This is a genomic window from Brevibacillus sp., assembly GCF_003521185.1.
GTDB lineage: Bacteria > Bacillota > Bacilli > Brevibacillales > Brevibacillaceae > Brevibacillus > Brevibacillus parabrevis.
In genome coordinates, this window is sequence record NZ_DOTK01000034.1 from 68,878 (window position 1) to 92,518 (window position 23,641).

General features: G+C 53.9%; 21 protein-coding genes. 14 read left to right on the forward strand and 7 right to left on the reverse strand.

Going from position 1 to position 23,641, the window contains the following annotated elements; translation table 11 throughout:
- Positions 1–87 precede the first annotated feature (87 nt).
- Positions 88–1,686, forward strand: a complete 1,599-nt coding sequence (locus DEP07_RS08465) for an amidohydrolase (RefSeq protein ID WP_122965108.1) — start codon at positions 88–90, stop codon at positions 1,684–1,686.
- A gap of 150 nt (positions 1,687–1,836) precedes the next feature.
- Here the strand turns inward: DEP07_RS08465 and DEP07_RS08470 are convergent, their stop codons facing one another.
- Positions 1,837–2,724, reverse strand: a complete 888-nt coding sequence (locus tag DEP07_RS08470) for a DMT family transporter (RefSeq protein WP_287102370.1) — start codon at positions 2,722–2,724, stop codon at positions 1,837–1,839.
- Positions 2,725–2,871: 147 nt separating this feature from the next.
- On the opposite strand from DEP07_RS08470, the gene DEP07_RS08475 reads away from it, so the two are divergent.
- Positions 2,872–3,747, forward strand: a complete 876-nt coding sequence (locus tag DEP07_RS08475) for a LysR family transcriptional regulator (protein WP_217021424.1) — start codon at positions 2,872–2,874, stop codon at positions 3,745–3,747.
- 7 nt (positions 3,748–3,754) lie between these two features.
- Here the strand turns inward: DEP07_RS08475 and DEP07_RS08480 are convergent, their stop codons facing one another.
- Positions 3,755–4,501: a YwaF family protein gene (locus DEP07_RS08480; RefSeq protein WP_173598054.1), complete on the reverse strand. Its 747-nt coding sequence runs from the start codon at positions 4,499–4,501 to the stop codon at positions 3,755–3,757.
- Positions 4,502–4,699: 198 nt separating this feature from the next.
- Between DEP07_RS08480 and DEP07_RS08485 the strand changes: the two genes are divergently transcribed.
- A complete protein-coding gene (locus tag DEP07_RS08485) occupies positions 4,700–4,825 on the forward strand; it encodes a hypothetical protein (protein WP_255679085.1) in 126 nt (41 codons plus the stop codon).
- Positions 4,826–5,024: 199 nt separating this feature from the next.
- On the opposite strand, the gene DEP07_RS08490 is transcribed toward DEP07_RS08485, so the two are convergent.
- Both DEP07_RS08490 and DEP07_RS08495 read right to left on the reverse strand, forming a co-directional pair.
- On the reverse strand, positions 5,025–5,558 hold the full coding sequence (locus DEP07_RS08490) for a cysteine hydrolase family protein (RefSeq protein WP_274874054.1): 534 nt from the start codon (positions 5,556–5,558) through the stop codon (positions 5,025–5,027).
- Between the two features lie 89 nt (positions 5,559–5,647).
- A complete protein-coding gene (locus DEP07_RS08495; protein WP_173599671.1) occupies positions 5,648–6,145 on the reverse strand; it encodes a Gmad2 immunoglobulin-like domain-containing protein in 498 nt (165 codons plus the stop codon).
- 161 nt (positions 6,146–6,306) lie between these two features.
- On the opposite strand from DEP07_RS08495, the gene aspA reads away from it, so the two are divergent.
- A complete protein-coding gene (gene aspA / locus DEP07_RS08500) occupies positions 6,307–7,731 on the forward strand; it encodes an aspartate ammonia-lyase (protein ID WP_217365361.1) in 1,425 nt (474 codons plus the stop codon).
- A 129-nt stretch (positions 7,732–7,860) separates the two neighbouring features.
- Here the strand turns inward: aspA and pdaA are convergent, their stop codons facing one another.
- The gene (gene pdaA / locus DEP07_RS08505) at positions 7,861–8,667 is read right to left on the reverse strand and encodes a delta-lactam-biosynthetic de-N-acetylase (RefSeq protein ID WP_122965115.1); all 807 of its coding nucleotides are present in this window, start codon (positions 8,665–8,667) and stop codon (positions 7,861–7,863) included.
- A 274-nt stretch (positions 8,668–8,941) separates the two neighbouring features.
- On the opposite strand from pdaA, the gene DEP07_RS08510 reads away from it, so the two are divergent.
- The 4 genes from DEP07_RS08510 (at position 8,942) to DEP07_RS08525 (ending at position 15,764) form a co-directional block, all read left to right on the forward strand.
- Entirely contained in the window at positions 8,942–9,112 is a 171-nt protein-coding gene (locus tag DEP07_RS08510; protein ID WP_167470324.1) for a hypothetical protein, read from the forward strand.
- Between the two features lie 99 nt (positions 9,113–9,211).
- Positions 9,212–12,490 carry an SNF2 helicase associated domain-containing protein gene (locus DEP07_RS08515; RefSeq protein WP_287102371.1) on the forward strand — a complete coding sequence of 1,093 codons (3,279 nt, stop codon included), beginning with the start codon at positions 9,212–9,214 and terminating at the stop codon, positions 12,488–12,490.
- 159 nt (positions 12,491–12,649) lie between these two features.
- Entirely contained in the window at positions 12,650–14,584 is a 1,935-nt protein-coding gene (locus DEP07_RS08520) for a CotS family spore coat protein (RefSeq protein WP_287102372.1), read from the forward strand.
- A 25-nt stretch (positions 14,585–14,609) separates the two neighbouring features.
- Positions 14,610–15,764: a glycosyltransferase family 4 protein gene (locus DEP07_RS08525; RefSeq protein WP_122965118.1), complete on the forward strand. Its 1,155-nt coding sequence runs from the start codon at positions 14,610–14,612 to the stop codon at positions 15,762–15,764.
- Between the two features lie 230 nt (positions 15,765–15,994).
- Here the strand turns inward: DEP07_RS08525 and DEP07_RS08530 are convergent, their stop codons facing one another.
- Positions 15,995–16,603, reverse strand: a complete 609-nt coding sequence (locus DEP07_RS08530) for a hypothetical protein (protein ID WP_122965119.1) — start codon at positions 16,601–16,603, stop codon at positions 15,995–15,997.
- 188 nt (positions 16,604–16,791) lie between these two features.
- Between DEP07_RS08530 and DEP07_RS08535 the strand changes: the two genes are divergently transcribed.
- The 5 genes from DEP07_RS08535 to DEP07_RS08555 are packed head-to-tail and all read left to right on the forward strand — an operon-like array spanning position 16,792 to position 21,802.
- Positions 16,792–17,814, forward strand: a complete 1,023-nt coding sequence (locus DEP07_RS08535; RefSeq protein WP_122965120.1) for an ABC transporter ATP-binding protein — start codon at positions 16,792–16,794, stop codon at positions 17,812–17,814.
- Positions 17,807–18,433, forward strand: a complete 627-nt coding sequence (locus DEP07_RS08540) for a DUF4129 domain-containing protein (RefSeq protein ID WP_122965121.1) — start codon at positions 17,807–17,809, stop codon at positions 18,431–18,433. Before DEP07_RS08535 ends, DEP07_RS08540 begins: the two co-directional genes overlap by 8 nt.
- Entirely contained in the window at positions 18,426–19,550 is a 1,125-nt protein-coding gene (locus DEP07_RS08545) for a DUF4350 domain-containing protein (protein ID WP_274874051.1), read from the forward strand. Before DEP07_RS08540 ends, DEP07_RS08545 begins: the two co-directional genes overlap by 8 nt.
- A 10-nt stretch (positions 19,551–19,560) precedes the next feature.
- Positions 19,561–20,481: an AAA family ATPase gene (locus DEP07_RS08550; RefSeq protein WP_122965123.1), complete on the forward strand. Its 921-nt coding sequence runs from the start codon at positions 19,561–19,563 to the stop codon at positions 20,479–20,481.
- Positions 20,432–21,802 carry a DUF58 domain-containing protein gene (locus DEP07_RS08555; protein WP_122965124.1) on the forward strand — a complete coding sequence of 457 codons (1,371 nt, stop codon included), beginning with the start codon at positions 20,432–20,434 and terminating at the stop codon, positions 21,800–21,802. The genes DEP07_RS08550 and DEP07_RS08555 overlap by 50 nt, the downstream gene beginning before the upstream one ends.
- Here the strand turns inward: DEP07_RS08555 and DEP07_RS08560 are convergent.
- Positions 21,769–22,749, reverse strand: a complete 981-nt coding sequence (locus tag DEP07_RS08560; RefSeq protein WP_287102373.1) for a stage II sporulation protein M — start codon at positions 22,747–22,749, stop codon at positions 21,769–21,771. The genes DEP07_RS08555 and DEP07_RS08560 overlap by 34 nt on opposite strands.
- A 48-nt stretch (positions 22,750–22,797) precedes the next feature.
- Here DEP07_RS08560 and DEP07_RS08565 point away from each other — a divergent pair, with 48 nt between their 5' ends.
- Positions 22,798–23,622, forward strand: coding sequence for an RDD family protein (locus tag DEP07_RS08565; RefSeq protein ID WP_122965126.1), 825 nt, complete (start codon positions 22,798–22,800; stop codon positions 23,620–23,622).
- The last annotated feature ends 19 nt before the right edge of the window (positions 23,623–23,641 follow it).

Here is a 23,641-nt window from a genome sequence, read left to right on the forward strand (position 1 = left end):
AGGAAGGAAAAAGGTGAGCGGCAAACAAATAAGGAGAGGGGAAGGCGAGCAAGAATACGGATCGTACATCCACGAGGAGGAGCATACATGGCGACGACCATTTTCAAAAACGGACGCATCTATACAGGGGATTCGCGGCATTTGTTTGTGGAGGCTCTCGTTGTTCGTGACGGGATCGTCCACGATTTGGGCAGCGATGCGGATATGCTGCTGCAATACGGACGCAGCGATGCGCAAGTGATCGATTTGCAAGGCTGCACGGCAACACCGGGGCTGATCGACAGTCATCTGCACTTGGGCTGGCTGGGGCTGACCTTTTTGCAGCTCGACTTGCGCGAGGCGAAATCGAAGGATGAAATGCTGTACCTCATCCGACAAAAGGCGAATGAGACAAAAGCGAATGAATGGATACAAGGCTTTGGCTGGGACGAGAATCTGTTTGTCGACGGCGGAGGAATCCCGAGCATCGAGGAGCTTGATGCCGCTGCGCCGCATTGCCCGATCTTTTTGCCGCGCATTTGCGGACATGCGAATCTGGTCAATACAAAAGCGCTGGAGCTTGCCGGATATCATCCTGACATCGAGGTGCCAGCTGGCGGAGTGATCGTGCGCGATTCGCTCACCGGAAAGCCGACAGGGATGCTCCTCGAAACGGCTTCCAATCTGATCACCAAGCATATTCCGCGCCCTGATTACGATACATTGAAAAAAAGCTTGCGCAGCTCCATCCGCTACGCGATGCAGCACGGCTTGACCGGAGCGCATACAGAAGACTTGCGCGAACTGAACGGACTGGCGCAGACGTATCGCCTTTACGACGAGCTGATCAACGGGGAAGAGCTTGCGCTGCGCTCCCATCTGCTCGTTTACTACCCGCACATGCATGAGCTGCGCGACCTGAACATGACCGCCGGCTATGGAAACAGCCACGTACAGATTGGCGCGGTGAAAATTTTCGCAGACGGGGCTTTGGGGCGCAGAACCGCTTACTTGTCCGCACCGTACGCAGACGATCCATCGACGAGCGGGTACCCGGTACACGAACAGGAAGAGCTGACCGAGCTTGTCCGGCAGGCGCGTCAGCTCGGCATGCCGATTGCGGTGCATACGATTGGCGACAAGGCCCTGGAAATGGTGCTCGACAGTCTGGATCAGTTTCCGACCGTCGCGTATCGGGACAGATTGATCCATACGCAAATTTTGCGCCCGGATTTGCTGGAGAGACTGAATCAGCCAAGCCGGATTGCCGACATTCAGCCGCGCTTCCTCGCAGGCGACTTCCCGTGGGTGATCGACCGTGTGGGAGAAGAGCGCATCCAGGACTCGTACATTTGGAGGACGATGATGAACAAGGGAATTATTTGCGCGGCAGGATCAGATACGCCAGTGGAACCGATCGATCCGTTGCTGGGCATTCACGCGGCCGTGACGCGCAAGGCTCCGGGCGAAACACACGGCGGCTACCTCCCGGAGGAAAAATTGACGATGGAAGAAGCGCTCCATTTGTTTACACTGGGAGGCGCTCAGGTGACAAACGAGGAGCAAGTAAAAGGAACGCTGTCTCGCGGAAAATATGCGGATATGACGGTTTATTCCAAGGACTTGTTCACGATCGATCCGGATGAATTGCTCACGACGAAAGCCGTCATGACGGTCATTGGCGGAAAAGTTTGCTATAGCAGCTAACGAAAGCTCAGATGCCCAGGAAGCATCAACGAAAAACCGGCTCTTCGAAAATGCGCTGCACCTCCAGGTTGTACGTATCAACACTTGGGGGCAGGGCGCACAAGGAGCCGGTTTTTGTATGGGCAAATTCGCGAACAACGAACAACCTCGTCAGGCTGACAAACGGGTCTGCCGCTTGCTGCGCAGCCATTTGCCCAGATCGATTTCCGCAATCAGCACGCTGGCAAGTACAAGTGCTGCGCCAATATACCCGCGCGTGGTCAAAATCTCGCCAGCGAACAAAGAGGCAAACAGGGCAGCGAATACAGGCTCCAGTGAAAAAATCAGTCCGGTATGAGTCGCGGTCGTATATTTTTGAGCCACCGTCTGGACGACAAAGCCGATGGCACTGCACAAAATACTGAGAGCGAGCACAGCGACCCAGCCTTCTGTCGAATGCGGCAACACAGGCGATTCGAACAAACAGGAAAAAACGAAACCGAGCAAGGCGGTGAAGCCAAGCTGATAAATGCCGAGTTGAATCGTGTCCGAAAAGGAGGCAAATCTGCCTGTCACGGTAATGTGCATGGCGTAACAGAGCGCTCCGGCGATACACAGCAGATCGCCTTGGCTGATCCGCAGTTCGGTGTTGAGCGTCATTAGACCGATGCCGACCATGGCGAGTCCCGCCCCGACAAACACGCGCTTTTCCGGGCGGTGGCGAAACAAAATCGACAGCAGCGGGACGAAAATGACCGTCAGGCTGACCAAAAACCCGGCTTGGGAAGCCGTCGTCGATTTGACCCCGTTTGTAATCGTGGCAAACACGCCAAACAGGAGCGTGCCGAGAATCGAGGCGTGCAGCAATGTTTTACGGCTGGTGCTGCGCAACCGCTTGTGAAAAATCGCTGCCGCCAAAACAAAAGCAATGCCAAAGCGGATGGCGATCAGGTTAAACGTCTCCAAATCTTGCAAGCCCATTTGCATAAACAAATAAGACGATCCCCAAAACAGGGTAACCAGCAGCATTGCCAGATCGGCTTTTACTTGCGGTTTCATTTGTGCCTCCTTGCCCGGTTGACCAGGCGCGACCATGAAGTATTCGTATTGCGCAATACTCAGTATACGAGTAATGTTTGAATAAGAAAAATGAATGTTTATCATGCTTTTCATGAAAAGTTTTAATGCAAAAGGTGGGAGAGCAAGATGAGCCTGAGCAAGTACGAAGTGTTTGTCACCGTGATCGAATCGGGGAGCTTGACCAGGGCGGGCGAAATTCTCGGCTTGACGCAATCCGCGATCAGTCACGCCCTGGCAAGTCTGGAGCGGGAATTTGGGTTTTCCATTTTGACGCGAGGTCGTTCCGGCATCAGTCTGACGAGCAACGGCGAGCGGCTGCTCCCTTATATGCGCGAGATGCTGCACGCCCAAGAGCGGATGAAGCAAGAAGTTCATGCGATCAACGGCATGGAAGTGGGGACAGTCAGAATCGGGACGTTCACCAGCGTGTCCACCCAATGGCTGCCGGGCATTTTGAAACGGTTTCAGGACCAGTATCCCGCCATCGAAGTCAAGCTGCTGGAAGGCTATTACGACGGGATCGAAAGCTGGATTCAGGCGGGGGAGGTCGACATGGGCTTCGTCTCGTTGCCGACGACTGAGGAATTGGAATCCATCCCGTTGAAAAAGGACCAGCTGTACTTGCTCGTAACGAAGGAGCACCCGCTCTACGAGGAAGAGCGGGTGCACGTCAGCCGTCTGGCGGAAGAAACGTTTATCATGCCAAAAGCAGGCTGCGACAACGATATTCAGAGGCTGCTCGCCATGTATAAGCTACAGCCGCGCGTGAAGTACGAAGTGGGCGACGACCACGCCATTATCGCCATGGTGCAAAACGGCCTGGGAATCAGCATTCTCCCGGAGATGATCCTGTTTCGCCTCCCGCCCAACATCCGCATGATTCCGCTGGAAGGGGAGCATTATCGTTCTCTCGGCGTGGCAGCGACATCGTTTGAGAAGCAGTCGCCCGCAGCGAAGCGCTTTTTGCAGGTCGTAACCGAGTGGGTGCGCGAACAAGGATAAGTTGGCATTACGACGGCAAATCGCGCGTGGCGGGCACCGCCGCTTGTTTTTTTCGCAGAAACGGCAAGTACATGAGCGAAAAAATCGCGAAGGCAACTCCTTCAAGCGAGAGAATGTACCACGGATACGGGCCGAGGAAGTCGATCAGGCTGGGATTTTCAGGTTTGTGCGAGACAAACAAATAATTGCCTCCTGTCCAGCTGTTCACGGCGAGTGCCGCGACCAACAGCCCGTTCAGCAAGCCCATCGTCTTCCAGACGGAGCGGTAAGTCGGGCGATAGCCTTCGACCCACGTCATGTACAGGCAGGCGAGAACGATCCCTGCGTGAGCGAGAAAAAAATGCCAAAAGCGGAAGTGCGGGAACGGGTAAAACAGTTCTGGCGTAATCAATGCCTGCGCTGCACCGCCAATGCCCGCAAAAAACGTGACTTCAAACAAGCTGTAGCTTCTCGAAAGCAGCATGACGATCGCAAGCAACAAAGTGACGCTGCACAACTGCAACGGCAAAGTGTAGGCAGCCGACCAGCTTCCCGTATAGACATGCCAGAGCTGAAAGCCCACTTCCGTCAGCAGCAGCAGCCCAGCCAGTGAAAAGCGGATCGTCCGCTTGGCAGCAGGTGCTTGCAGGCGGTGACGAAGCAAGTAAAGCAGGAGCGCTGTGCCAAAAGTGGCAAGCAAGGCGATGAGGTGCGACAGCGAAAAGAGTTGAAAAGGCGCACCGGAGATGAAGAGCGAAAAGTAAGGCGAGTTCATGAAAGCCTCCCAGGCGGTGTCTGTTTATCTGTTTATGTAAAAGGAAAAGCTGGGCAAGCCAGTTGCAAGGCGAGTGCAAGCTTTTCCCTTTGTAATTGAAAGAATTCACGAAATTTTAACACAAAGCTGCTTATTCCATATCAATCTTCGGTTATAATCTAAATAGACTAACGTACATCATTGAGAGGAGATATAGTCTTGAACTTGGTGCTCACAGAAAAACAATGCAAATCCTGCCAGGCTCGCTTGACAGAGTACGAAATCGAGAACAATGGTGCCCTCTGCATGGAGTGCTACAAAGAAGAACAAAGCGAGCAAAAGTAGCAGCACGACGCAAGTCAGCATGTTGCGACACGAATAAATAGATGTCTGACAGTCAAGGCCCTCTCCAAGCGGGAGGGTTTTTGAATTTCGGGGGAAACTTCCTAAAAAAGGATACCACACATTCGAGCGAATTGGAAAATATGGAAAAAACCATTGGCGCATGGCGTCCAATGGTTTTTGGCGTGGGCGTGCAAGCAAACTAGGCTTCCCAAAGCGAGGCTGATTGTTTGACTGTGATGGCATGTTTAGGGCTGCCAAAGCCACTCAATGTATTGTTGTGGTGGGCGATGATGTCTGGTGCCTTGAGGACGGAAGTGTCAGTGGTAGAGTGGCAATCTCCGACGAGAATCACGTCATAGTCGTGAGAGATGGCACTTCTGCTCGTTGTATCAATACAATAGTTCGTCTGGAACCCGGCAATGATCAACTTTTCAATGGCGAGTGACTGCAACTTTTCATGCAAGCCTGTTTCATAAAACGAGTCGGGCGCCATTTTATGAAACACCGGATCGGTTTCTTCCGGCTTGATGGAAGCGGGAATTTCCCACCCTGGCGATCCGAGAGCCAGTTCATCCGTTTCTCCGGTATTATGCTGCACGTAGAGAACAGGAAGCTCGCGAGTTCGCGCCTCGGCGATCAAATGTTTGATCCGTTCAACGATTTCCTCGCCTTGGTGACAGTATTCCACGAGCAGGTTTTGCACATCGACAACGAGCAAGGCAGTCTTTTTCATCCGACAGTCATCCTCCCCACATATCATGAATCTCTCCCATTATAATCCAGATGGCAGGACAAGGGGAGAACGAAATCACGCCGAGCGAACTACTTTTCCGGCAGAGGAATGATCAGTTCACTCCGGCGGCTGCCGTCCTTGGCGCTCGCTTCGAACAGGATGAGCATGAGCGTGCTGTTCGGCTCGGCTTTTTTCACCTTGACCGTCTGGGTGAAGTCGCCCCATTCGGGAGCGCCGGAGGAGGTTTGGAAAAAGCCTTGGGTCAATTCGTTGTGCCCATCCTCCACGACGTAATTGACGACTGCTTCAAACACTTGCGCTTGCCCTTTGACTTCAAACGTGTCTTCCCCCGTTTTTTTCACGGTGACATTGCGAAAAATATCATTGGCATATACCGTTTCTTTTGTTTCAGGCTGCTCGGCAGGCGGTTTTTCAGCCGGAGTTTGCGGGTTAGAGGGAGCAGGCGTCTCAGGCTGTGCCGGAGTCTCGGGCTGCGTGGTTGCAGGCGGAGTTTCCGGGGCAGGGGGAGAGCTGGTGCAGCCTTGCAACAGGCCGACGGTCAACAAGACAAAAAGAAGTTTTTTCATAAACGTACCCCTCGATTCTGTAGAGATATGGCGAGTCTTGCTCTTAGTATGACGTAAAAAAGCCAAATTGTGTTTCAAACTACTGGTCATACCACTCCGATTCTGTGCTAGAATGGGGAGGTAGCATTAACCACTATTCCTAGAAAGCTGGTCTGATAAGAATGGTACAACAAACATTTCGCACGGAAAAAGACTTTCTTGGTGAAAAAGAAATTCCTGTAGATGCCTATTATGGTGTCCAAACCATGCGGGCAACAGAGAACTTCCCGATTACCGGATACCGTCTTCATTCTTCCCTGATCATCGCAATGGCTATGGTAAAAAAAGCAGCAGCCCTTGCGAATATGGAGGTTTCCCGTCTGAATCCGCGACTGGGCAATGCGATTGTGACTGCCGCGCAGGAGATCATTGAAGGGAAATGGCACGATCAATTTATCGTGGACCCGATCCAGGGTGGTGCGGGAACATCTATTAACATGAACGCCAATGAAGTGATCGCCAACCGCGGTCTTGAGCTTATCGGAGAGAAAAAAGGAGATTATTTCCATCTCAGTCCAAATACACATGTCAACATGTCGCAGTCGACCAACGACGCATTCCCGACTGCGATTCATATCGCGACGCTCGACTTGCTGGAAAAACTGCTCGTAACGATGGAGTCCATGCACGATGCATTTGGCCAGAAAGCAAAAGAGTTTGACGACGTCATCAAAATGGGGCGCACGCACTTGCAAGACGCGGTTCCGATCCGTCTCGGCCAGGAATTTGAAGCGTATCGCCGCGTGCTGGAACGCGACATCAAGCGGATCAAGCAATCTCGCCAGCATTTGTACGAAGTGAACATGGGCGCGACCGCTGTAGGGACAGGCTTGAATGCCGATCCGCGCTACATTACAACCGTTGTCGAGCATTTGGCAACCATCAGCGGCTTCCCGCTCGTAGGGGCGGAGCACCTGGTAGATGCGACGCAAAACACAGACGCGTACACAGAAGTGTCTGCTGCATTGAAAGTTTGCATGATGAACATGTCAAAAATCGCCAACGACCTGCGTCTGATGGCATCCGGACCGCGTGCCGGACTGGGCGAAATCTCGCTGCCAGCACGTCAGCCAGGATCTTCTATCATGCCAGGTAAAGTCAATCCGGTTATGGCCGAGGTGCTCAATCAAGTAGCCTTCCAAGTAATCGGAAACGACCACACGATCTGCTTGGCTTCCGAAGCGGGCCAACTGGAACTGAACGTGATGGAGCCAGTGCTTGTCTTCAACCTGCTGCAATCGATCAGCATCATGGACAACGCGTTCCGCGCGTTCACCCGCTACTGCCTGGAAGGCATCGAAGCAAACCGCGAGCGCATGAAAGAATATGTAGAAAAAAGCGTAGGTGTGATCACGGCTGTCAACCCGCATCTGGGCTATGAAACGGCTGCCCGCATCGCGCGCGAAGCGATCCTCACCGGAAAATCGGTGCGCGAGCTGTGCTTGCAGTACAACGTCCTGACAGAAGAAGAACTCGATCTCATTTTGGACCCGTTCGAGATGACCCACCCGGGCATCGCCGGCGCTTCCCTGTTGGATCGCCAGTAGAAGCAGCAAACGCAAGAAAACTCCCGCCCTTGTGCAAAACGAGGCAGCGGGAGTTTTTTTGTTGCTGACAGAAGCAACAGGCTATCGCGCATGCGGGCGGTGCAGCCTGTTGATCTCGTCCAAAGCTTTTTATGGGGAGCTTTGCTGATGTTGCGGCAGTTGGTCAAGACTCTTGAACTCGTAGCCGCGCTTGCGAGCTTCGTCAATGATCGAGCCGAGCGCGTCGGCATTGTCCTTGGAGACGGAGTGCAAAAGAATCACCGCTCCCGGATGCAGCTGTCCCATTACGCTGTCGAAGGCGAAGCGGGAACCGCGCTGTACTTTTGTATCCCAGTCCTTGTAGGCAACTGACCAAAAGACGTTGGTGTAGCCGAGTTCCTTGCTGACCGCGAGAGTCCGGTCGCTAAAAATTCCCCGCGGGGGGCGGAGATAGCGCATGGTCGCCTGTCCGGTCACTTGGCTGACGGCTTCTTTCACCCGATTCAGCTCTTCCTTGATCTTTTCGTTCGGTACGGTGGTCATGTCAGGGTGACTCCAGGAGTGATTGCCAATCAGGTGCCCTTCCTTTGTCATCCGTTTCAACAGCTCAGGCTGCTCCTTCACGTAATGTCCGGTCACGAAAAAGATAGCAGGGACCTTTTTCGCCTGAAGCGTGTCAAGAATGGCCGGGGTAAAGCCGTTTTCATATCCGTTGTCAAACGTCAAGTACAGCTCTTTTTTGCTGGTGTCGCCCAAAAAAACCGCGCCGTGCCGATCCACGATTCCTTTAAAGCCTTCCTCGTTAATAGAAGGAAGCTGTCCATTTTTGCTCTTTTTGAAGCCGAAATGGTACGGGTGATCCTGATAGGCGACCGCCGCGGAAAGCGGCAAGGTGAACGCCAACGCAAGCATGAGAATGACACCCGTTCTGAGGAGCCTTGTGCAGTGTGCTTTCATGATGCGATACTCCCTTCTTTGTCCATATCGTCATGACGGTCTCGCAGACGTTTCCATCCAAAGTTTGTCCAGTCCATCTGCAAATATGTAACAGCTGCGAAGCGCATGGCGACATCGATCAGCCAGAGCGAGGTGGCAAGATGTGTAAAAATCTACGCGCACAAAAGGGACAATCAACCATACATGCAAGCGGCAGCCGTCATATAGTATCAATGTCGACGGGAAAGCCGCTGACGAGGCTGTATGAAATCATCCGGTACCAGGAGGTGTAGTCATGGATTGGTTGCGGTATTTGCGTGACGCCGTTGGTGAGGACGAGGACATTGAAGAAATCGAAGTAAAAGTGGAATACGAAGATGGCACGAAGAAAAAATGGATCTTCTCGCGGAATCAAGATCCGGTCTTGGAAGACAACGACGACGAAGATGACGAGGACGAAGATTAATCATTCGATATAGCGAAAAAAGATACGCTCGCCAAGGCGTATCTTTTTTCTTTCGAAATCTGCTATCATGAAACATATTTTAGGAAGCAGGTACAGGCCATGAGCTTTTCAATCAGCCATCAAAAAATCAAAGAATGGTGCGGTCGCCTCTCCTACGAGCGGGGCAAAGCCTTTTATCGCTCGCAAAAGGTGAGCGTCGATACGTTTCAGCCTGAGCCGATGATCGTTCGGGCAACCGTTCAGGCAGGCAAACACGACTACCAGGTACATATGGAAGGGGATGAGGCAGGGATCGTGGCGACGTGCAGCTGTCCTGCGCTGCGTTCCTATGAACAGTATTGCCAGCATATTGCGGCTGTGCTGTTGACTGTGCGTGATCTGCCGCAGGATGAGTTTTCGCCAAAAGGGAGCCGCGTGAACACGCCAGCTTCCAGGGAAAGCGCGACGGCAGACCGGGACGATCAATTGACACAGGGCATCCTCGACTTGTTTGGCGGAGCAAGACGGCAGGGGACAAGCATGAGGAAGGTACTGCTTGACGAGCGGGCGGTACTGGAAGCGGAAATCATTTGCAAAATCGTGCCGTACGGCTATCGCAAAGCGGTGATCGGAATCGAGCTGAAGCTGGGACCAAAACGGCTGTACGTCGTCAAAAACATTCGGGACTTCCTGGCGAAAATGGAAAAAGGGGAGCCGTACGCCTTTTCCGCCCATTTTACTTACGAGCCGAAGTGTTATCGCTTTTTGCAGGCGCATGAACCGATCATGGAAGAGCTTGTTCACGTCTATCATCATGAAAAGCTGTACCGCGAGACAGCAGGATACAGCTATCAGGAGGCAAAAGCGGCAGGCTCGGAGCGAACGCTGATTGTCCCGCCTTTTGCCTGGGACAGCTTGTTCGCTCACCTGCTCAAAGCTCCTGGCGTGCGCGTCGTACAGGGCGAGCAGACGTATGAAACGTTTCAGGCGCAAACCGGGAAGGTGCCGTTGCAGTTTGCATTCGATGCGGGTGACAGCGAAGCCGAATACCGTTTGACCGTCGAGGGCTTGTCCGGTTTGACCGTGCTTCGTGAATACGGATGTATTTTGCATGACGGCGTGTGGATGAAGCAGTCAACAGATGCCTGCAACAACCTGCAGCAGTTGAAACAAATGCTGGAAGCGCATCAAAGACAGGACATCGTCGTTCCGAAAGAGCAAATGGAGCCATTCATGACCAAGGTCGTTCCGGGCTTGATGAAGCTTGGCAGCGTCCGCATTGCCCAGCCTGTTGCCGACCGGATCGTGCAGACCCAGTTGAAGGCGAGGCTCTATCTCGACCGGATACGCGATCGGCTGCTGGCCGGACTGGAATTTCAGTACGGCGATATCGTCATCAATCCGCTTGTCACAGACACGAATGGACAGAACAGAGACAACGATCTGATCTTGATGCGCGACGGAGAGAAGGAGCAGCGGATTTTGGAGCTGATGGAACAAAGCGCCTTCGTCCAGACGGAAGCGGGCTATTTTCTCGATGACGAGGAAGCCGAATACGAATTTTTGCACACGGTCGTGCCCGAGCTGGAAAAATGGTGCAAAGTGTACGCGACCACGGCGGTCAAGCTGAGGCTGGCTTCCATGCACGTTCCGCCAAAGGTCAAGGTAGAGATCAATGAGCGGACGAATTGGCTGGAAGTCCGCTTTGACGTGGAAGGCTTCCCGCCTACTGAAATCAAGCAATTGCTGCTCGCTTTGGAAGAAAAGCGCAAATATTACCGCCTGCCTACAGGGGCGCTCTTGCCTTTGGAGACGAAAGAATTTGAGCGGATCAACCAGCTTGTCGACGAAATCGGAGTGCGCCACGCCAACTGGATCGCCAGCGGCTTTTCGCTGCCGATGCTGCACGGCTTGCGCTTGCTGGACACGCCGCAGGACAAGACGGTGCAGTTCGGGAAAACGTTGCGCAGCTTTCTGGAAAATATGCGCAACCCGGACAACCTCGACTTCCGCGTACCGGACAGGATGGAACCAGTTTTGCGCGACTACCAGAAGTTCGGCTTCCAATGGCTCATGACGCTCGCCCATTACGGTTTTGGCGGCATTTTGGCGGACGATATGGGGCTTGGCAAAACGGTGCAAAGCATCGCGTACATGGTAGCCAAGCTCCCCGACATTCGCAGCCGCAAACAACCGATCCTGATCGTTTCGCCTGCCTCGCTTCTGTACAACTGGCGCAACGAGTTGAACAAGTTCGCTCCGGAGCTTGTAGTCCGCATCGTGGACGGGAGTCGGCAGGAACGGAATACGGCGCGCGAGGAAGCGGAAGCGGTGGATGTGCTGATCACGTCTTACCCGCTTTTGCGCAGGGATTACGCCGAATATGCCGAGCGCACGTTTCACACGCTGTTTTTGGATGAGGCGCAGGCGTTTAAAAACCATACTACCCAGACGGCGCAGGCTGTGAAGAGCATTCAGGCCGGGCAGCGCTTTGCCTTGACCGGAACGCCGATCGAAAACAGGCTGGAGGAACTGTGGTCGATCTACGACGTTGTGTTTCCCGAGCTGTTTCCCCAGCGCAAAGCTTTTCAGGACTTGCCAAGAGAAGTCATCGCCAAGCGGGCCAGACCGTTTTTGCTGCGCAGGCTGAAATCAGAGGTCTTGCAGGAGCTGCCGGAAAAAATCGAAACCTTGCAAGCGACGGCGCTTCTGCCGGAGCAGCAAAAGCTGTACATCGCCTATTTGGCCAAGCTGCAACAAGACGCTGTGAAGCATTTGAACGAACAAACTTTTGACAAAAACCGGATCAAGATTTTGGCGGGCTTGACCAGACTTCGCCAGCTGTGCTGTCATCCAGCCCTGTTTGTTGAAGGCTACGAAGGCAGCTCCGCCAAATTCGAGCAATTGCTTGAGGTGTTGGAAGAATGTCTCGGCGCAGGCAAGCGCGTCCTGCTCTTTTCGCAGTTCACGGAGATGCTCGCCATCATTGGTCGGGAGCTTGGCGATCACGGCATTCCGTTTTTTTACCTGGATGGCAACACGCCAGCCGCCGAACGGATTGAACTGTGCAACCGATTCAACGACGGAGAATGCGACTTGTTCCTCATGTCGTTGAAGGCAGGGGGGACGGGTCTGAATTTGACGGGAGCGGACACGGTCATTTTGTACGATTTGTGGTGGAATCCGGCTGTTGAGGAGCAGGCAGCAGACCGGGCGCACCGGATCGGCCAGAAAAGGGTCGTCCAGGTCATCAGACTGGTGGCTCAAGGGACGGTCGAAGAAAAGATGTACGAGTTGCAGCAAAAGAAAAAGCATTTGATCGAGGAAGTCATCGCCCCCGGAGAAGCAGCGATTTCGACGATGAGCGAAGAAGACCTGCGGGAAATTTTGATGATATGACCAAAAAGCGGCCAGTCTGCCAAGTTGCGCAGAACGGGTCGCTTTTTCGTTGGAGGAATTGGCAAACTGCCAAGGATATTTGTCCGTTTCGTCAACCTGTATACACGAATATTTTATGAAGAAGGTGAGCGCTTGAATTAGGAACACGGGGGGAATGGAATGGAACAGTATGTGATCAAACCATGGGACACTAGAGATGGAAGCGAGCCCACTCCTGTCGATTGGGATATGCAAGTACCTCCGGAAGTAGATGCAGTCGCTGAGCTTGTCATAAAGGAATACGACATGACCGTTCACAACAGGACATTGATTACCTCGAAGCCTGACAAAGGCGGTGCCATCTGGCGAATCGAGACGAACAAAGGCCCGCGCAGTCTGAAAGTGCTCCACCGGACACCAGAGAGAAGCCTCTACAGCGTAGGTTTGCAGGAATACGTAGTCAGGCAGGGAGCAAGGGTGCCAGCGCTGATTCCGGCCAGGGACGGGAAGCTGTTTGTGGAGAAGGGCGGAAAGCTGTGGATTGTCACCGACTGGATTTCCCTTGAACCAGCGGCCAAAGTCGACCTGACAGGGGCGCAGGAGCTGTGCTACGGCTTGGGCGAATTTCATCGGCACACCAAAGGGTACGTGCCGCCAGCAGGGGCCAAAAACTCTTCCCGTCTGTATCGCTGGCCCAACTACTATCAAAAGATCGCCAAAAAAATCGGCTGGATGCGTGAAATGGCCAAAGCGTATCGGGAAACGGCGGCAAGCGGTCCGATCTTGGCGGTCGTCGACAAATACGAACAGCAAGCAATCGCAGCACTGGAGCGGCTGAAAGCATCTTCCTATCCGAAAATGGTGCAAATGGGCGAGCCGCACTGGGGATTGGTTCACCAGGACTACGGCTGGTCCAATGGACAGAACGGACCTGGCGGACTGTGGGTTATCGACCTGGACGGCGTGGCGTACGACTTGCCGTTTCGCGACCTGCGGAAGCTGATTACCAGCACGATGGACGACATGGGTGTCTGGGACGTGACATGGATGAGAGGGATGATCGAAGCGTATCACCGGGCGAACCCGCTCGATCGTGAGTCCTTCGAAATCTTGCTGCTCGATATGTCCGTGCCAAACGAATTTTACAAGCATTTAAAAGAAATGTTTTACGATCCGGTCACCTTCCTGAACACCGAGGCAGAGGGTATTTTGCAGCGGGTTGTGGCAACCGATCAGACAAAAGACCAGGCACTTGCGGAGTTGGCCAAAGACAGCAGTCAATACCAGCCAGGCGATTACACGCAAGTGGTTGTACCGCGTTCACCGGAACGGCAATCGCTTGCGAGTACAGAGAATCAGGCCAACTGGCAGCTTGCTGACCAAATGCAGCTTCCTGCTCAAAGTCAAGTTCCAGAGCAAAGTCAAGTGCTTGTGCCTGTCGCGGAAGAAAAAGCGGTACTGGCAGCAGACGCCCGCCGACCCAAAGCGAAGGTCGAGAACAAGCCAGACGAAGTCAAGGCGAAAAAGGCGCTGCGCATTCCTGAGCCTGAGCCGATCCGCGCCGCTACAGTGAAGAAGCCGCAGGAGCCGAAGGAGCGAGAAAAGGCGCGGCCGGAAACGCGCAAAGAGCCGATCAAGCAAGAAAAAGAACGCACTCCGGTTGCTGTCCAAACAACTACTCCTCCGTCAGGCTGGTTCATCAAGGCCCCGGTTGTTACACCCGTTGAAAAAGCGGAGCCTGCCAAGCAACAAGGCCCGCGCCTGAAAGCAAAAGTAGCACCCGCAAAACGTGCAAAGACGGGAGATAAGCCAGTCAAGAAGAAAGCGTCCAGTCAGGGAAGCAAACAAAGCGCAACGAACAAAAAAGCGGTTGCCAAAAAAGCAATTACAAAGCTGCAAGCAAAAAAACCGCTCAACAAGTCTCCCAAAACGAGCGAAAAAGCAAAAGCAGGGAACCAAGTGGTAGCAAAGTCCGGTTCTCCCCGGAAAACTCAGCATGCAGCCGTCACGCATCCATACAAAAAAACGGCAGCTCCAAGCCGGAAATCAGCCAGCAGCCAAGCAAAAAAGCCGCGTTCGGCAAAAGCGCAAAAAACAGGCAGAAACATGCTGTGAGTCGCAATAGGAAAGGAGAATTCGGATGAAGGTAGTCATGATCTGTACGGAAAAACTGCCCGTTCCTCCGGTGCGGGGCGGTGCGATCCAGACGTATATAGCGGGAATCGCGGACACGCTGGGACAGCACCATGATTTGACCATTCTCGGGACGTCTGACCCGACTCTCGCCATGGACGAAAGGGTGCGGAACGTCCGTTATGCGCGTGTGCACGGACTCGGCGTGTTCGAAATCTACGCGCAGGAAGTGCTCGCGTTTTTGCGGGCGAATGCGTACGATGTCATCCACGTGTTCAATCGGCCGCGGCTCGTGCCGATGATTCGGGAAGTGTGCCCGAATGCGCGAATCGTGTTGAGCATGCACAACGACATGTTTGATGCCGCCAAAATCTCTCCGGAGGACGCGGCGCAAGCCATTGCCAGCACATCAAAAATCATCACGATCAGCGATTATGTCGGCCGCGTCATCGCGTCGCTCTACCCGCAAGCCCAAGGCAAGCTGCGCACGATCTATTCAGGCGTCGATTTGCAGACGTTCGTACCGTGGGAAAGCTCGCAGACCGCGCGAAAAATTCGTCAGGAACTGCGGACTGCGCACAATTTGGGAAACAAGCAAGTCATTTTGTTCGTCGGCAGGCTCACCCCGAAAAAAGGGGCGGACATTCTGGTGCGGGCGATGAATGAGCTTGGTGCCCATCATGACAATCTGGCGCTGGTGCTCGTAGGCGGTTCGTGGTACAGCGTCGACAAGATCAGCGATTACGTAGCGTATGTACGCGCGCTCGCCGATCGTTTGCCGATTCCGGTCATTACGACTGGATATGTGGCAGCAGAAAACATTCACCACTGGTTTTGGGCGGGAGATATTTTCGTCTGTCCTTCGCAGTGGGAGGAGCCGCTTGCTCGCGTCCATTACGAAGCGATGGCCGCAGGGTTGCCGTTTGTGACGACGAAGCGCGGTGGAAACGCAGAAGTCATCATCAGAGGAAACGGGCTTTTGGTGGAAGAACCGGAGAATCCGCAGTCGTTTGCCACCCAGTTGAAACAGTTGCTCGCCAGTCGTGAGTTGCAGCGCAAAATGGGCAACAGCGGCAGGAAACTGGCAGAGCAACGCTTTACGTGGAATCGGGTGGCCGAGGAAGTGCTGGATGTATGGAGGAGCTTGTCGTTTGAAAACTGACGGGAGACAAATGCCCACTTTCACGAGACGGGATCGGAGAAGTGGGCTATGGCTCGTTTTTTTTCTCGCAGAAAAGACAAGCCTACGTTTTCTTATTCAAGCCTTCGAGAGCTTGTCCAAAACAACAAAAGCTGTCGCTGCAAAAAGCAGCTCCCACTCCTGGGGTGTTTTTGCATAAAGAGGACGTCGCATGAGGCAAAGGAGTGGGAGAACGGGGGAAGGCGCGTACCTTACAAAGCTTTTGCCGATCCTTCGATCACTTTCAATACGACGGGTTCAGCCTCGTCTTCTTCGTGCGTGGCAAATGCCTCGGCCGGAGGTGGAGCATCCGGGATGATCGCGGCAATGCGGTTCAGCGGAATGAGAATACAAGTTCCGTGGTTGGCGTCCAGCGCAAGCTCGATGATTCCATCGTCTACTCTCTTTAGTTGTCCGACCCGATAAGGGCGGCTGTCCGGCCCCCAGTCGGAAGTAAGGATCACTTCGATGGTCCGGTTTTGCCGCATGCATTTTTGCAGTTCCTTGCGCAGTCCAGCCACGCTTTCCTGCTCGGGAGTATCCTCTGCTTCTACGTCCACTTTGACAATCGGAGCGGGAATGACCAACGGCTTGGGCGCTTCGAACTGGACGATTGGCGCTTCTACCTGAACGGTCGGGGTGGCGCTGGTGACGGATACATGAGGAGCAGGCGTCGTCACTTTCACCTGAGGAGCGCGCACGTGGAGGCGGACGATTCGGTGCAGCCTGTCTAGCAAGCGGTTGGCAGTCCGGCTACCGGGCTGACGGCGTCTGCTGCTCGCGGCTGACTTCGCTCTGGCCTTCTTTTTGGCTGATTTCAAGAGAATACACCTCCTACTGTCTTGCTTTATCCTATTCAGCACAAAAACGGACCGAAATGGACAAATACCCGCAGAGAACGAAAATCAGGCAGGAAAACATCGGTAAATTTAGCGGAAATTTTTAAAATCAAATGGAAAATCGTGTATACTATTCAGGTAATCTCAAAAAGAGAGATGGAGGATTTACCATGAATCAAATGCCAATGACCCCAATGGGAGTGGGGAAATTATTGGACAAAAGCTTTAACGTTTACCGTCAGCACTTCGGAGCGTTCTTTCTCCTGGCTCTTATTTGGTTTGGTCCTTTTCTGCTGGTGCAGCAGTTGCTCCTGATCGATGTCAGCAGCATTCCGCTGCTCATGCAGGATACGGAAGGGCTGGAATTTTGGGAAGCAATGGGTGAAAAGTTTGGTGGTCAGGAAGATTTGCTCACCCAAAACGTAGCCATGATGCTTCTGTATGCGTTCGTCGTTGCGCCGTTGACGATGGTTGTTGCCTATCCGCAATTGATCGCGGGTGCCACGTTCATGACGAAGTCTGCGTTGGAGGAACAGCCTGTTGATTTGAAGGCGGGATTGAAGCAAGCATTGGGCAGATTTTGGCCGCTTGTGGGGAGCACGATTGTTTACGGCTTGCTGGCAGTCGCCTTGACGATCGGTTTTCTGCTCGTCTTTATGCTCATCGGCTTCTTGCTGGTGCTGGCTACCGGAAATTCGATCGAAACGTTCTTCGATTCCGACAGCACGTTGAGTCCGTTTATTTTTATCGTTGTCTTTTTGTTCGGCTACATCTTGTTTTTGGCCGGAATCGTTCTCGTCCCGGGTTATTTCCTGCTCAGATGGAGCTTTTACCTGCCGCTCGTCCTGTTTGAAAGAAACGGCATCGGGATCGACAAAAGCTGGAATTTGACAAAAGGAAATTTTTGGCGATTGTTTGCGATCTACCTCGTGCTCAGCATTCTGTATTCGATCTTTTCCGGCGGCATCCAGGTGGCTGTCATGGGCATTATGGGAACGTCTGTCATCTCCCAAATCATCATGGTCGTGCTCAGTTGCCTGCTGATGCCGTGGATGGCGATTGTTTATGCGCTCGCCTACTTCGATTTGCGCGTCCGCAAAGACGGCACGGACCTGGAAGCCCTCATGAGCAAACAACTGGATCAAGATATCGACCGCCTTTTGGCAAAAGATTCAGGAGCTACCCATGAGTAACGCAAACCCTTGGACAGCGGACAAGGAGCATTTGCAGGAAATTTTGCAAAGGGACGAATTTCACGCTCTTCAGGACAACGGGCCAAGCCTCTGGGAGAGAGTGATCGATTTTTTGATCGACTTGATTTCCAAACTTTTTTCGTGGTCAGAAGTTCCGGCGGGGGCTGCCACGACGGCATCCACCGTTGTCCTGATCGTCGGAGCATGCTTGCTGATCGCGGTCATTTTTTGGCTGTTCCGCAGAATGGTATGGGAACAAAAGCGGCAGTCGCCCCTGTTCGTTCACGGTGAAAAAATTCGCACGCACGCCGATTACTTGCGGGAAGCAAAAGAATGCGCTGCCCGCGGTGATTGGCGTGCAGGGGAGCGCTCGCTGTTTTTGGCGCTGCTTGTCTACATGCAAAAGCAGTCGTGGATTCGGATCGAGCAATGGAAGACGAACTGGGAATACGCAGCGGAAATCGAACTCAACCAGCCGCAGGCAGAAGGGCAGTTTCGCCGTTTTGCGCGCGCCTTCGAGCAGGCTTGGTACGGGCAAGTAGAAGTAGATCAATCCGGCTATGCAGAGCGGATTCGCGAGCTGGAGCAGATTTTTGGCAAGGAGGGACAGCATGAATAGCCTGAGAACGTATCGGATCGGCATCATCGTGGCGATCGTGCTGCTCATCGTCGTCGGCTGGTTTGTGGTCAAGCCGGCAGCGACCCACTTGCCGCCTTACCTGGCGTCTTCCGCTCAGCCGGACGGAATCAAGGCTGTACTGCTTTTGCTGGAAGAGAAAGGCGGACGGGTCAAGGAATGGCGGCAGCCCACTCACATGCTGCCGACAGCGTCTGGACAGGCGTTCCTGGTCGTGGAGCCGCAAAGCTTGACAGACAAGGAACAGGAGTCCCTGCTTGAGTGGGTCGAGAGCGGAAACGACCTGCTTCTGTTTTCCGAGCATCCAATCGATTGGGAAGATTTGCCCTTTGAGCCGAAATTCAGCGAAGGTGCAAGCAAAGAACGCAATATTCAAGGCCAGGGACTGCCAGAAGGACAGAGCGGAAAAGCCAGGACGCTTGTCAGATGGCAGGAAGCAGATGGGCTGGAGCCGCTGTTTTATGACGAGCAAGGGATTCTTGCAGGCAGAGTCGAGCTGGGGGCTGGAAGCGTCTCGTATTTTCTCGTCCCGGATTGGTTGACGAACCGCAAAATAAACGAATGGTCCCATTTTGAGGCGGTATGGCCGCATTTGCAAGAAAACTGGTCGGTGATCTGGGTGGACGAATATCACCACGGGTTGCAGGAGACGCCGGGTTTGCTGGCGATTTATCCCGGCTGGCTGGTGGCGACCATCATTCAGCTTTCGCTTGTGTTGCTGTTGTTCGTCTGGTGGAAAGGGAAACGGTTTGGCCCTGTCTACACTTTGCGCGAATGGACGGTGCGACGCGGGGACGAAACGCTTCTCGCCGTGGCGAGCTGGTATGAGCGGCGAAGCCTTGCGCGTGATGCGCTCGCGCACAGGGAGGCGTACTTGCGCCAGCTGCTGCACGACCGCTGGGGGATTCACCAAAAAGCGGACCGCGCACAAATTTTGCACAGTGCCAAGCAGCGGTGGAGCGAACCGCGCGTCCAGAAGCTCGCTGATGTGCTGGAGCGTCTGGAACGGGTGCGCAGCCAGGAGAAATACTCGGCGAAGCAGCTTTTGGCAGACAGTCTTTTGCTGGATGAAATGATTACGGAATTAATGAAGGAGTGACGTATACATCGTGGAGCCATTGTTGCAACAGATGGAAAAAGAATTGGTTGGACAACGCCAAAACATCCGGCTGCTCGTGACCGCCTTGCTCGCTGGCGGCCATGTTTTGCTGGAAGGAGTGCCGGGAATCGGAAAGACGAAAATGGTTCGTGCTTTGTCGGGACTGATCGGCGGGGAGAGCAGACGAATCCAGTTTACGCCGGACATGATGCCTTCTGACATCATCGGCCATGTCGTATTCAACATGCAGGACAATCGCTTCGAGACGATCAAAGGCCCTGTCTTTGCCAATTTGCTCCTGGCAGACGAGATTAACCGCACGCCACCGAAAACCCAGGCAGCTTTGCTGGAAGCGATGGAAGAAGGGCAAGTGACGATTCACGGCGTCACCTACCCTTTGCCTGATCCGTTTTTCGTCGTCGCGACACAAAACCCGGTGGAGTACGAAGGAACTTACGTGCTGCCAGAGGCGCAGCTCGACCGCTTTTTGTTCAAGCTGACGATGCAGTATCCGTCGCACGAAAGCGAGAAGCAAATCCTGATTCAACACGCGCCGTTTACGCGAAAGCAAGAAGAAAAACAAGCGCCAGTCTACAGTCTGGACGATATTTTGGCACAGCGCCGCAAGCTGCAAGACGTTGTGGTCGACGATTCGATTTTCGAGTACATTACCACCTTGATTCGCAAGACGCGAGAAACGAAGCGGCTGCTGCTCGGAGCCAGCTCGCGCGCGGGGATTGCCGTTTTGATGGCCAGCAAGGCTTGGGCGCTTCTGGACGGCAGAGAGTATGTGACGCCGGATGATGTGAAGATGGTTGCCCGGCCTGCCTTGAGGCACCGTCTCATCCTGTCACCCCAGGTAGAATTGGAGGGGGGTACCAGTGACCACATCATCGAAGAAACGTTGGCCGCTATCCCGGTTCCTCGCTGATTTGTTGGCAGACCGCTTCGTTTTGCCGACGAAGCGGCTGCTCGTGCTGTTGCTGCTCGGCGCGCCGATTGCTATCGTCGGCTTTGTGCTTCAGGCGGGCTTTACGGCATTTTGGCTGTACAACGCCTTGATCTTGCTGGCGAGCCTGTTTGATTGGCTGACGCTGCCCAAGCGCAAGGACCTGGAGCTTCGCCGCGTGCTTCCTGAGCAGAGTGATATGGGACAGTCGTTCATGGTCGAGGTGGAGCTGGCAAACAAAAGCGGTCAGTCCGTGTCCTTTGTTCTCCAGGATGACCTGCCGCTGTCTTTTGCGGAAACAGGGCCGATCCATGGCATCATGGAAAGCGGCGAATCGCGTATCAGCTACCAGACGCGTGGCACGGAGCGGGGGCGTTATGATTTTCGCTGGCTGTACTTGCGCTGGAGCGGAAAGATCGGGTTGTGGCATCGGCAAAGCCGTTTTGCTGCTCCCCAGGCGATCAAAATTTACCCGGACTTGTCACAAGTTCGCGGCTATTTGAACTCGTTGCAGGAAAGCTTGATTGTCGACGGCAAAAAAATTGTGCGGCGGGCGAGGGCGGGCTCTGAATTTCATGCGATCCGCGAATACGTGCCGGACGATGATCCGCGCACGATCAACTGGTCGGCGTCTGCGCGCTCCAGGCGTCTGATGACGAACCAGTATCGGCCGGAGCACGGGAAAGTCATTACGATTCTCGTCGACTGTGGCAGGCTGATGGGAGTGGAGCTGAACAACCAGAGCAGGCTTGACCAGTCGCTGGAAGCGGCAATCACGCTCGCCGCTGTCGCACTGCGTCAGGGAGATCAGGTAGCGTTTCTGGCTTACTCGCATGAGATCAAGAAGTACATACCGCCAGGGCGAGGCATGGGGCATTTGCACACGATTTTGGAAGCGAGCTACGACTTGTCCCACGATTTTGTCGAGGCAGACCCGGCCAAGGCGCTGGAGTTTATGCATCGCCAGCAAAAGCGGCGCAGCTTGATGGTGCTTTTTTCCGACATGGAAAATTACCTGGTGGAAGATTTGCTCGTCGGCTATTTGTGGAAAATGCGCCGATCGCACTTGTTTTTGCTGCTCTCGCAAGCCGATCCGGTGCTGCACGAGTGGAGTCGCGTCCCGGTGGAAAACAGCCGATTGGCGTACGTCAAGGCAGTCGCACAGCGTTTTCAGCTCGACCGCAAAGCTTTTCAACAAAAAATGACCGGCGCGGGCATCCAGGTACTCGATGTTCCGGCCGATCAGTTGACGCTCGCGGTGATCAATGCTTATTTGGATATAAAAGCGCGCGAGGCATTGTGAGCCTGGCGTCTTCGCCCGAAAAAGTACCAGAGGGCGAGCAACAGCATGGTGGCAGCCGCGACGAGGTATTTGACCTCCAGGGACAGCGAGGAAGGTGTGATATAGCCTTCAATGATCCCCGCCACAAACAGCAGCGGCAAAGTGGCGAGCAACAGCTGGGCTGATTCCTTGGCTGCCTCCAAAAACTGATGTTTGCGGTCGTAGCGGCCTGGCACAAGCAGACGATAACCCATGTGCAAGCCTGCTCCTCCGGCGATGAAGATCGCAGCCAGCTCGATGACGCCGTGCGGCAAGATGTACGCCCAGAAAGCGTAGCTGCTGTCGGCTTGAAAATAGACGGCAGCCAATGCTCCGACCAACAGTCCGTTGAACAGCAGCAAATAGATCGGAACGAGTCCGAACGTAATCCCGCTCACAAAAGCGAGAATGGCGACTTTCATGTTATTGGTCATGATCATCGTAGAAATAACGGGACTGTTGATGGCGTCGTGCCCCTCGCCGAGTCTGGACGGATCGATCTGCTCGGCCATTCCCTGCGGCAGCACGTAGTACAGGTTGAGCGGATCAGCCAGCACCGCGACGAATCCCGATACGCCGCCGATCACAAAAAGCAGGGCGGCCATCCCGATGAAGCTGATCCGATTGTGCATCAGCGCAATCAGATGGACGCCGAAAAAATGTCTGAGCTGCTGCCAGCTCCCGGACTGCTGCTTGTACGTCAAGTTGTGGGCGCGGGAGACGAGCTGATTGAGGTAAAGCGTGATTTCGTCTGCTGGATGATACGAGCGAACCAGCGCCAGATGAGCGGAAGCTTTTTTGTACAAATGGGTCAGACGATCTATGTCTGCGGCTGTGATGTGCCGTTGCTTGCGGGTGAATCGTTCGACCAGTTGTTCCAGTTCGGCCCAAGCTGCTTTATGCTTGTGCCAAAACGAGGTAATATCCATGGATATGGCCTCCTTATCTAGTAAAATGAGAGGGAGAAGCGAACCGGCATGAATGAAAATCCATCCATGAACCAGGCGAGCCGAGAAGCGTCTGTTGTCACACCTGAGCATGTCATGCTGCGATTCCAGACAGCGGGATTGGGCAGTCGTGCCGCCGCTCAGCTCATCGACACCGTCATTTTGTTCCTGGTTAATCTTACTGTATTTATTGTGATCGGTATAGTCATTTTTGGGAGGAAAGATAATTTTTTCCTGGATGCGGACAACTATGCATTCGCGATCGGGCTCTTCCTGATTTTTGTCCTCAACTTCGGCTATTTCTTGTTTCTGGAGGCGCTCTGGTCGGGACAAACCGTGGGGAAAAGATGGATGGGGATTCGCGTCATCCGCGACAACGGCCAGCCAGCGACGTTTTTGTCTTCGACGATTCGCAATCTGTTCCGCATCATTGACGGCCTCCCATCCGGCTATTTTCTCGGGGCACTGGTCTCGTTTTTTCATCCGCGAGACAAGCGCATCGGCGATCTGGTCGCAGGTACGATCGTCGTGGTAGAGGGTGGCGGACGCACTGGCCTTTTCCAAAAAAACAAGCGCAAAAAAGCGGAGAGCCTGGCGTCGTTCCAAGAGCCGCTACTTCTGACCGAAAGCCAAAAGCAGTCGTTCACACGGGAGGACTGGGTGCTCCTTTCTACCTTTATGACGAGACAAGCGACGCTGTCAGAAGACAAGAAGCTGGAGCTGGGAAGACAGCTCGCAAGCATGCTGCAAAAGAAGCTGGACTACAAGGAAGAGCATGCCGTTTCCGGGGAGCCGCTCCTGTTTTTGCAGCAGCTGTACCGTACGCTGGAAAGAGAGTGGACTCTGGGAAAATAGCCATAACCAGGCGGGCCCA

Coding starts and splice junctions, on each gene's coding strand:
- DEP07_RS08475 (WP_217021424.1), top strand. CDS start 2,872: ATGAGCCTGAGCAAGTACGAAGTGTTTGTCACCGTGATCGAATCGGGG.
- DEP07_RS08465 (WP_122965108.1), top strand. CDS start 88: ATGGCGACGACCATTTTCAAAAACGGACGCATCTATACAGGGGATTCG.
- DEP07_RS08495 (WP_173599671.1), bottom strand. CDS start 6,145: ATGAAAAAACTTCTTTTTGTCTTGTTGACCGTCGGCCTGTTGCAAGGC.
- DEP07_RS08545 (WP_274874051.1), top strand. CDS start 18,426: ATGAATAGCCTGAGAACGTATCGGATCGGCATCATCGTGGCGATCGTG.
- DEP07_RS08490 (WP_274874054.1), bottom strand. CDS start 5,558: ATGAAAAAGACTGCCTTGCTCGTTGTCGATGTGCAAAACCTGCTCGTG.
- DEP07_RS08535 (WP_122965120.1), top strand. CDS start 16,792: ATGAATCAAATGCCAATGACCCCAATGGGAGTGGGGAAATTATTGGAC.
- DEP07_RS08540 (WP_122965121.1), top strand. CDS start 17,807: ATGAGTAACGCAAACCCTTGGACAGCGGACAAGGAGCATTTGCAGGAA.
- DEP07_RS08565 (WP_122965126.1), top strand. CDS start 22,798: ATGAATGAAAATCCATCCATGAACCAGGCGAGCCGAGAAGCGTCTGTT.
- DEP07_RS08510 (WP_167470324.1), top strand. CDS start 8,942: ATGGATTGGTTGCGGTATTTGCGTGACGCCGTTGGTGAGGACGAGGAC.
- DEP07_RS08560 (WP_287102373.1), bottom strand. CDS start 22,749: ATGGATATTACCTCGTTTTGGCACAAGCATAAAGCAGCTTGGGCCGAA.
- DEP07_RS08520 (WP_287102372.1), top strand. CDS start 12,650: ATGGAACAGTATGTGATCAAACCATGGGACACTAGAGATGGAAGCGAG.
- aspA (WP_217365361.1), top strand. CDS start 6,307: ATGGTACAACAAACATTTCGCACGGAAAAAGACTTTCTTGGTGAAAAA.
- DEP07_RS08525 (WP_122965118.1), top strand. CDS start 14,610: ATGAAGGTAGTCATGATCTGTACGGAAAAACTGCCCGTTCCTCCGGTG.
- pdaA (WP_122965115.1), bottom strand. CDS start 8,667: ATGAAAGCACACTGCACAAGGCTCCTCAGAACGGGTGTCATTCTCATG.
- DEP07_RS08470 (WP_287102370.1), bottom strand. CDS start 2,724: ATGAAACCGCAAGTAAAAGCCGATCTGGCAATGCTGCTGGTTACCCTG.
- DEP07_RS08480 (WP_173598054.1), bottom strand. CDS start 4,501: ATGAACTCGCCTTACTTTTCGCTCTTCATCTCCGGTGCGCCTTTTCAA.
- DEP07_RS08515 (WP_287102371.1), top strand. CDS start 9,212: ATGAGCTTTTCAATCAGCCATCAAAAAATCAAAGAATGGTGCGGTCGC.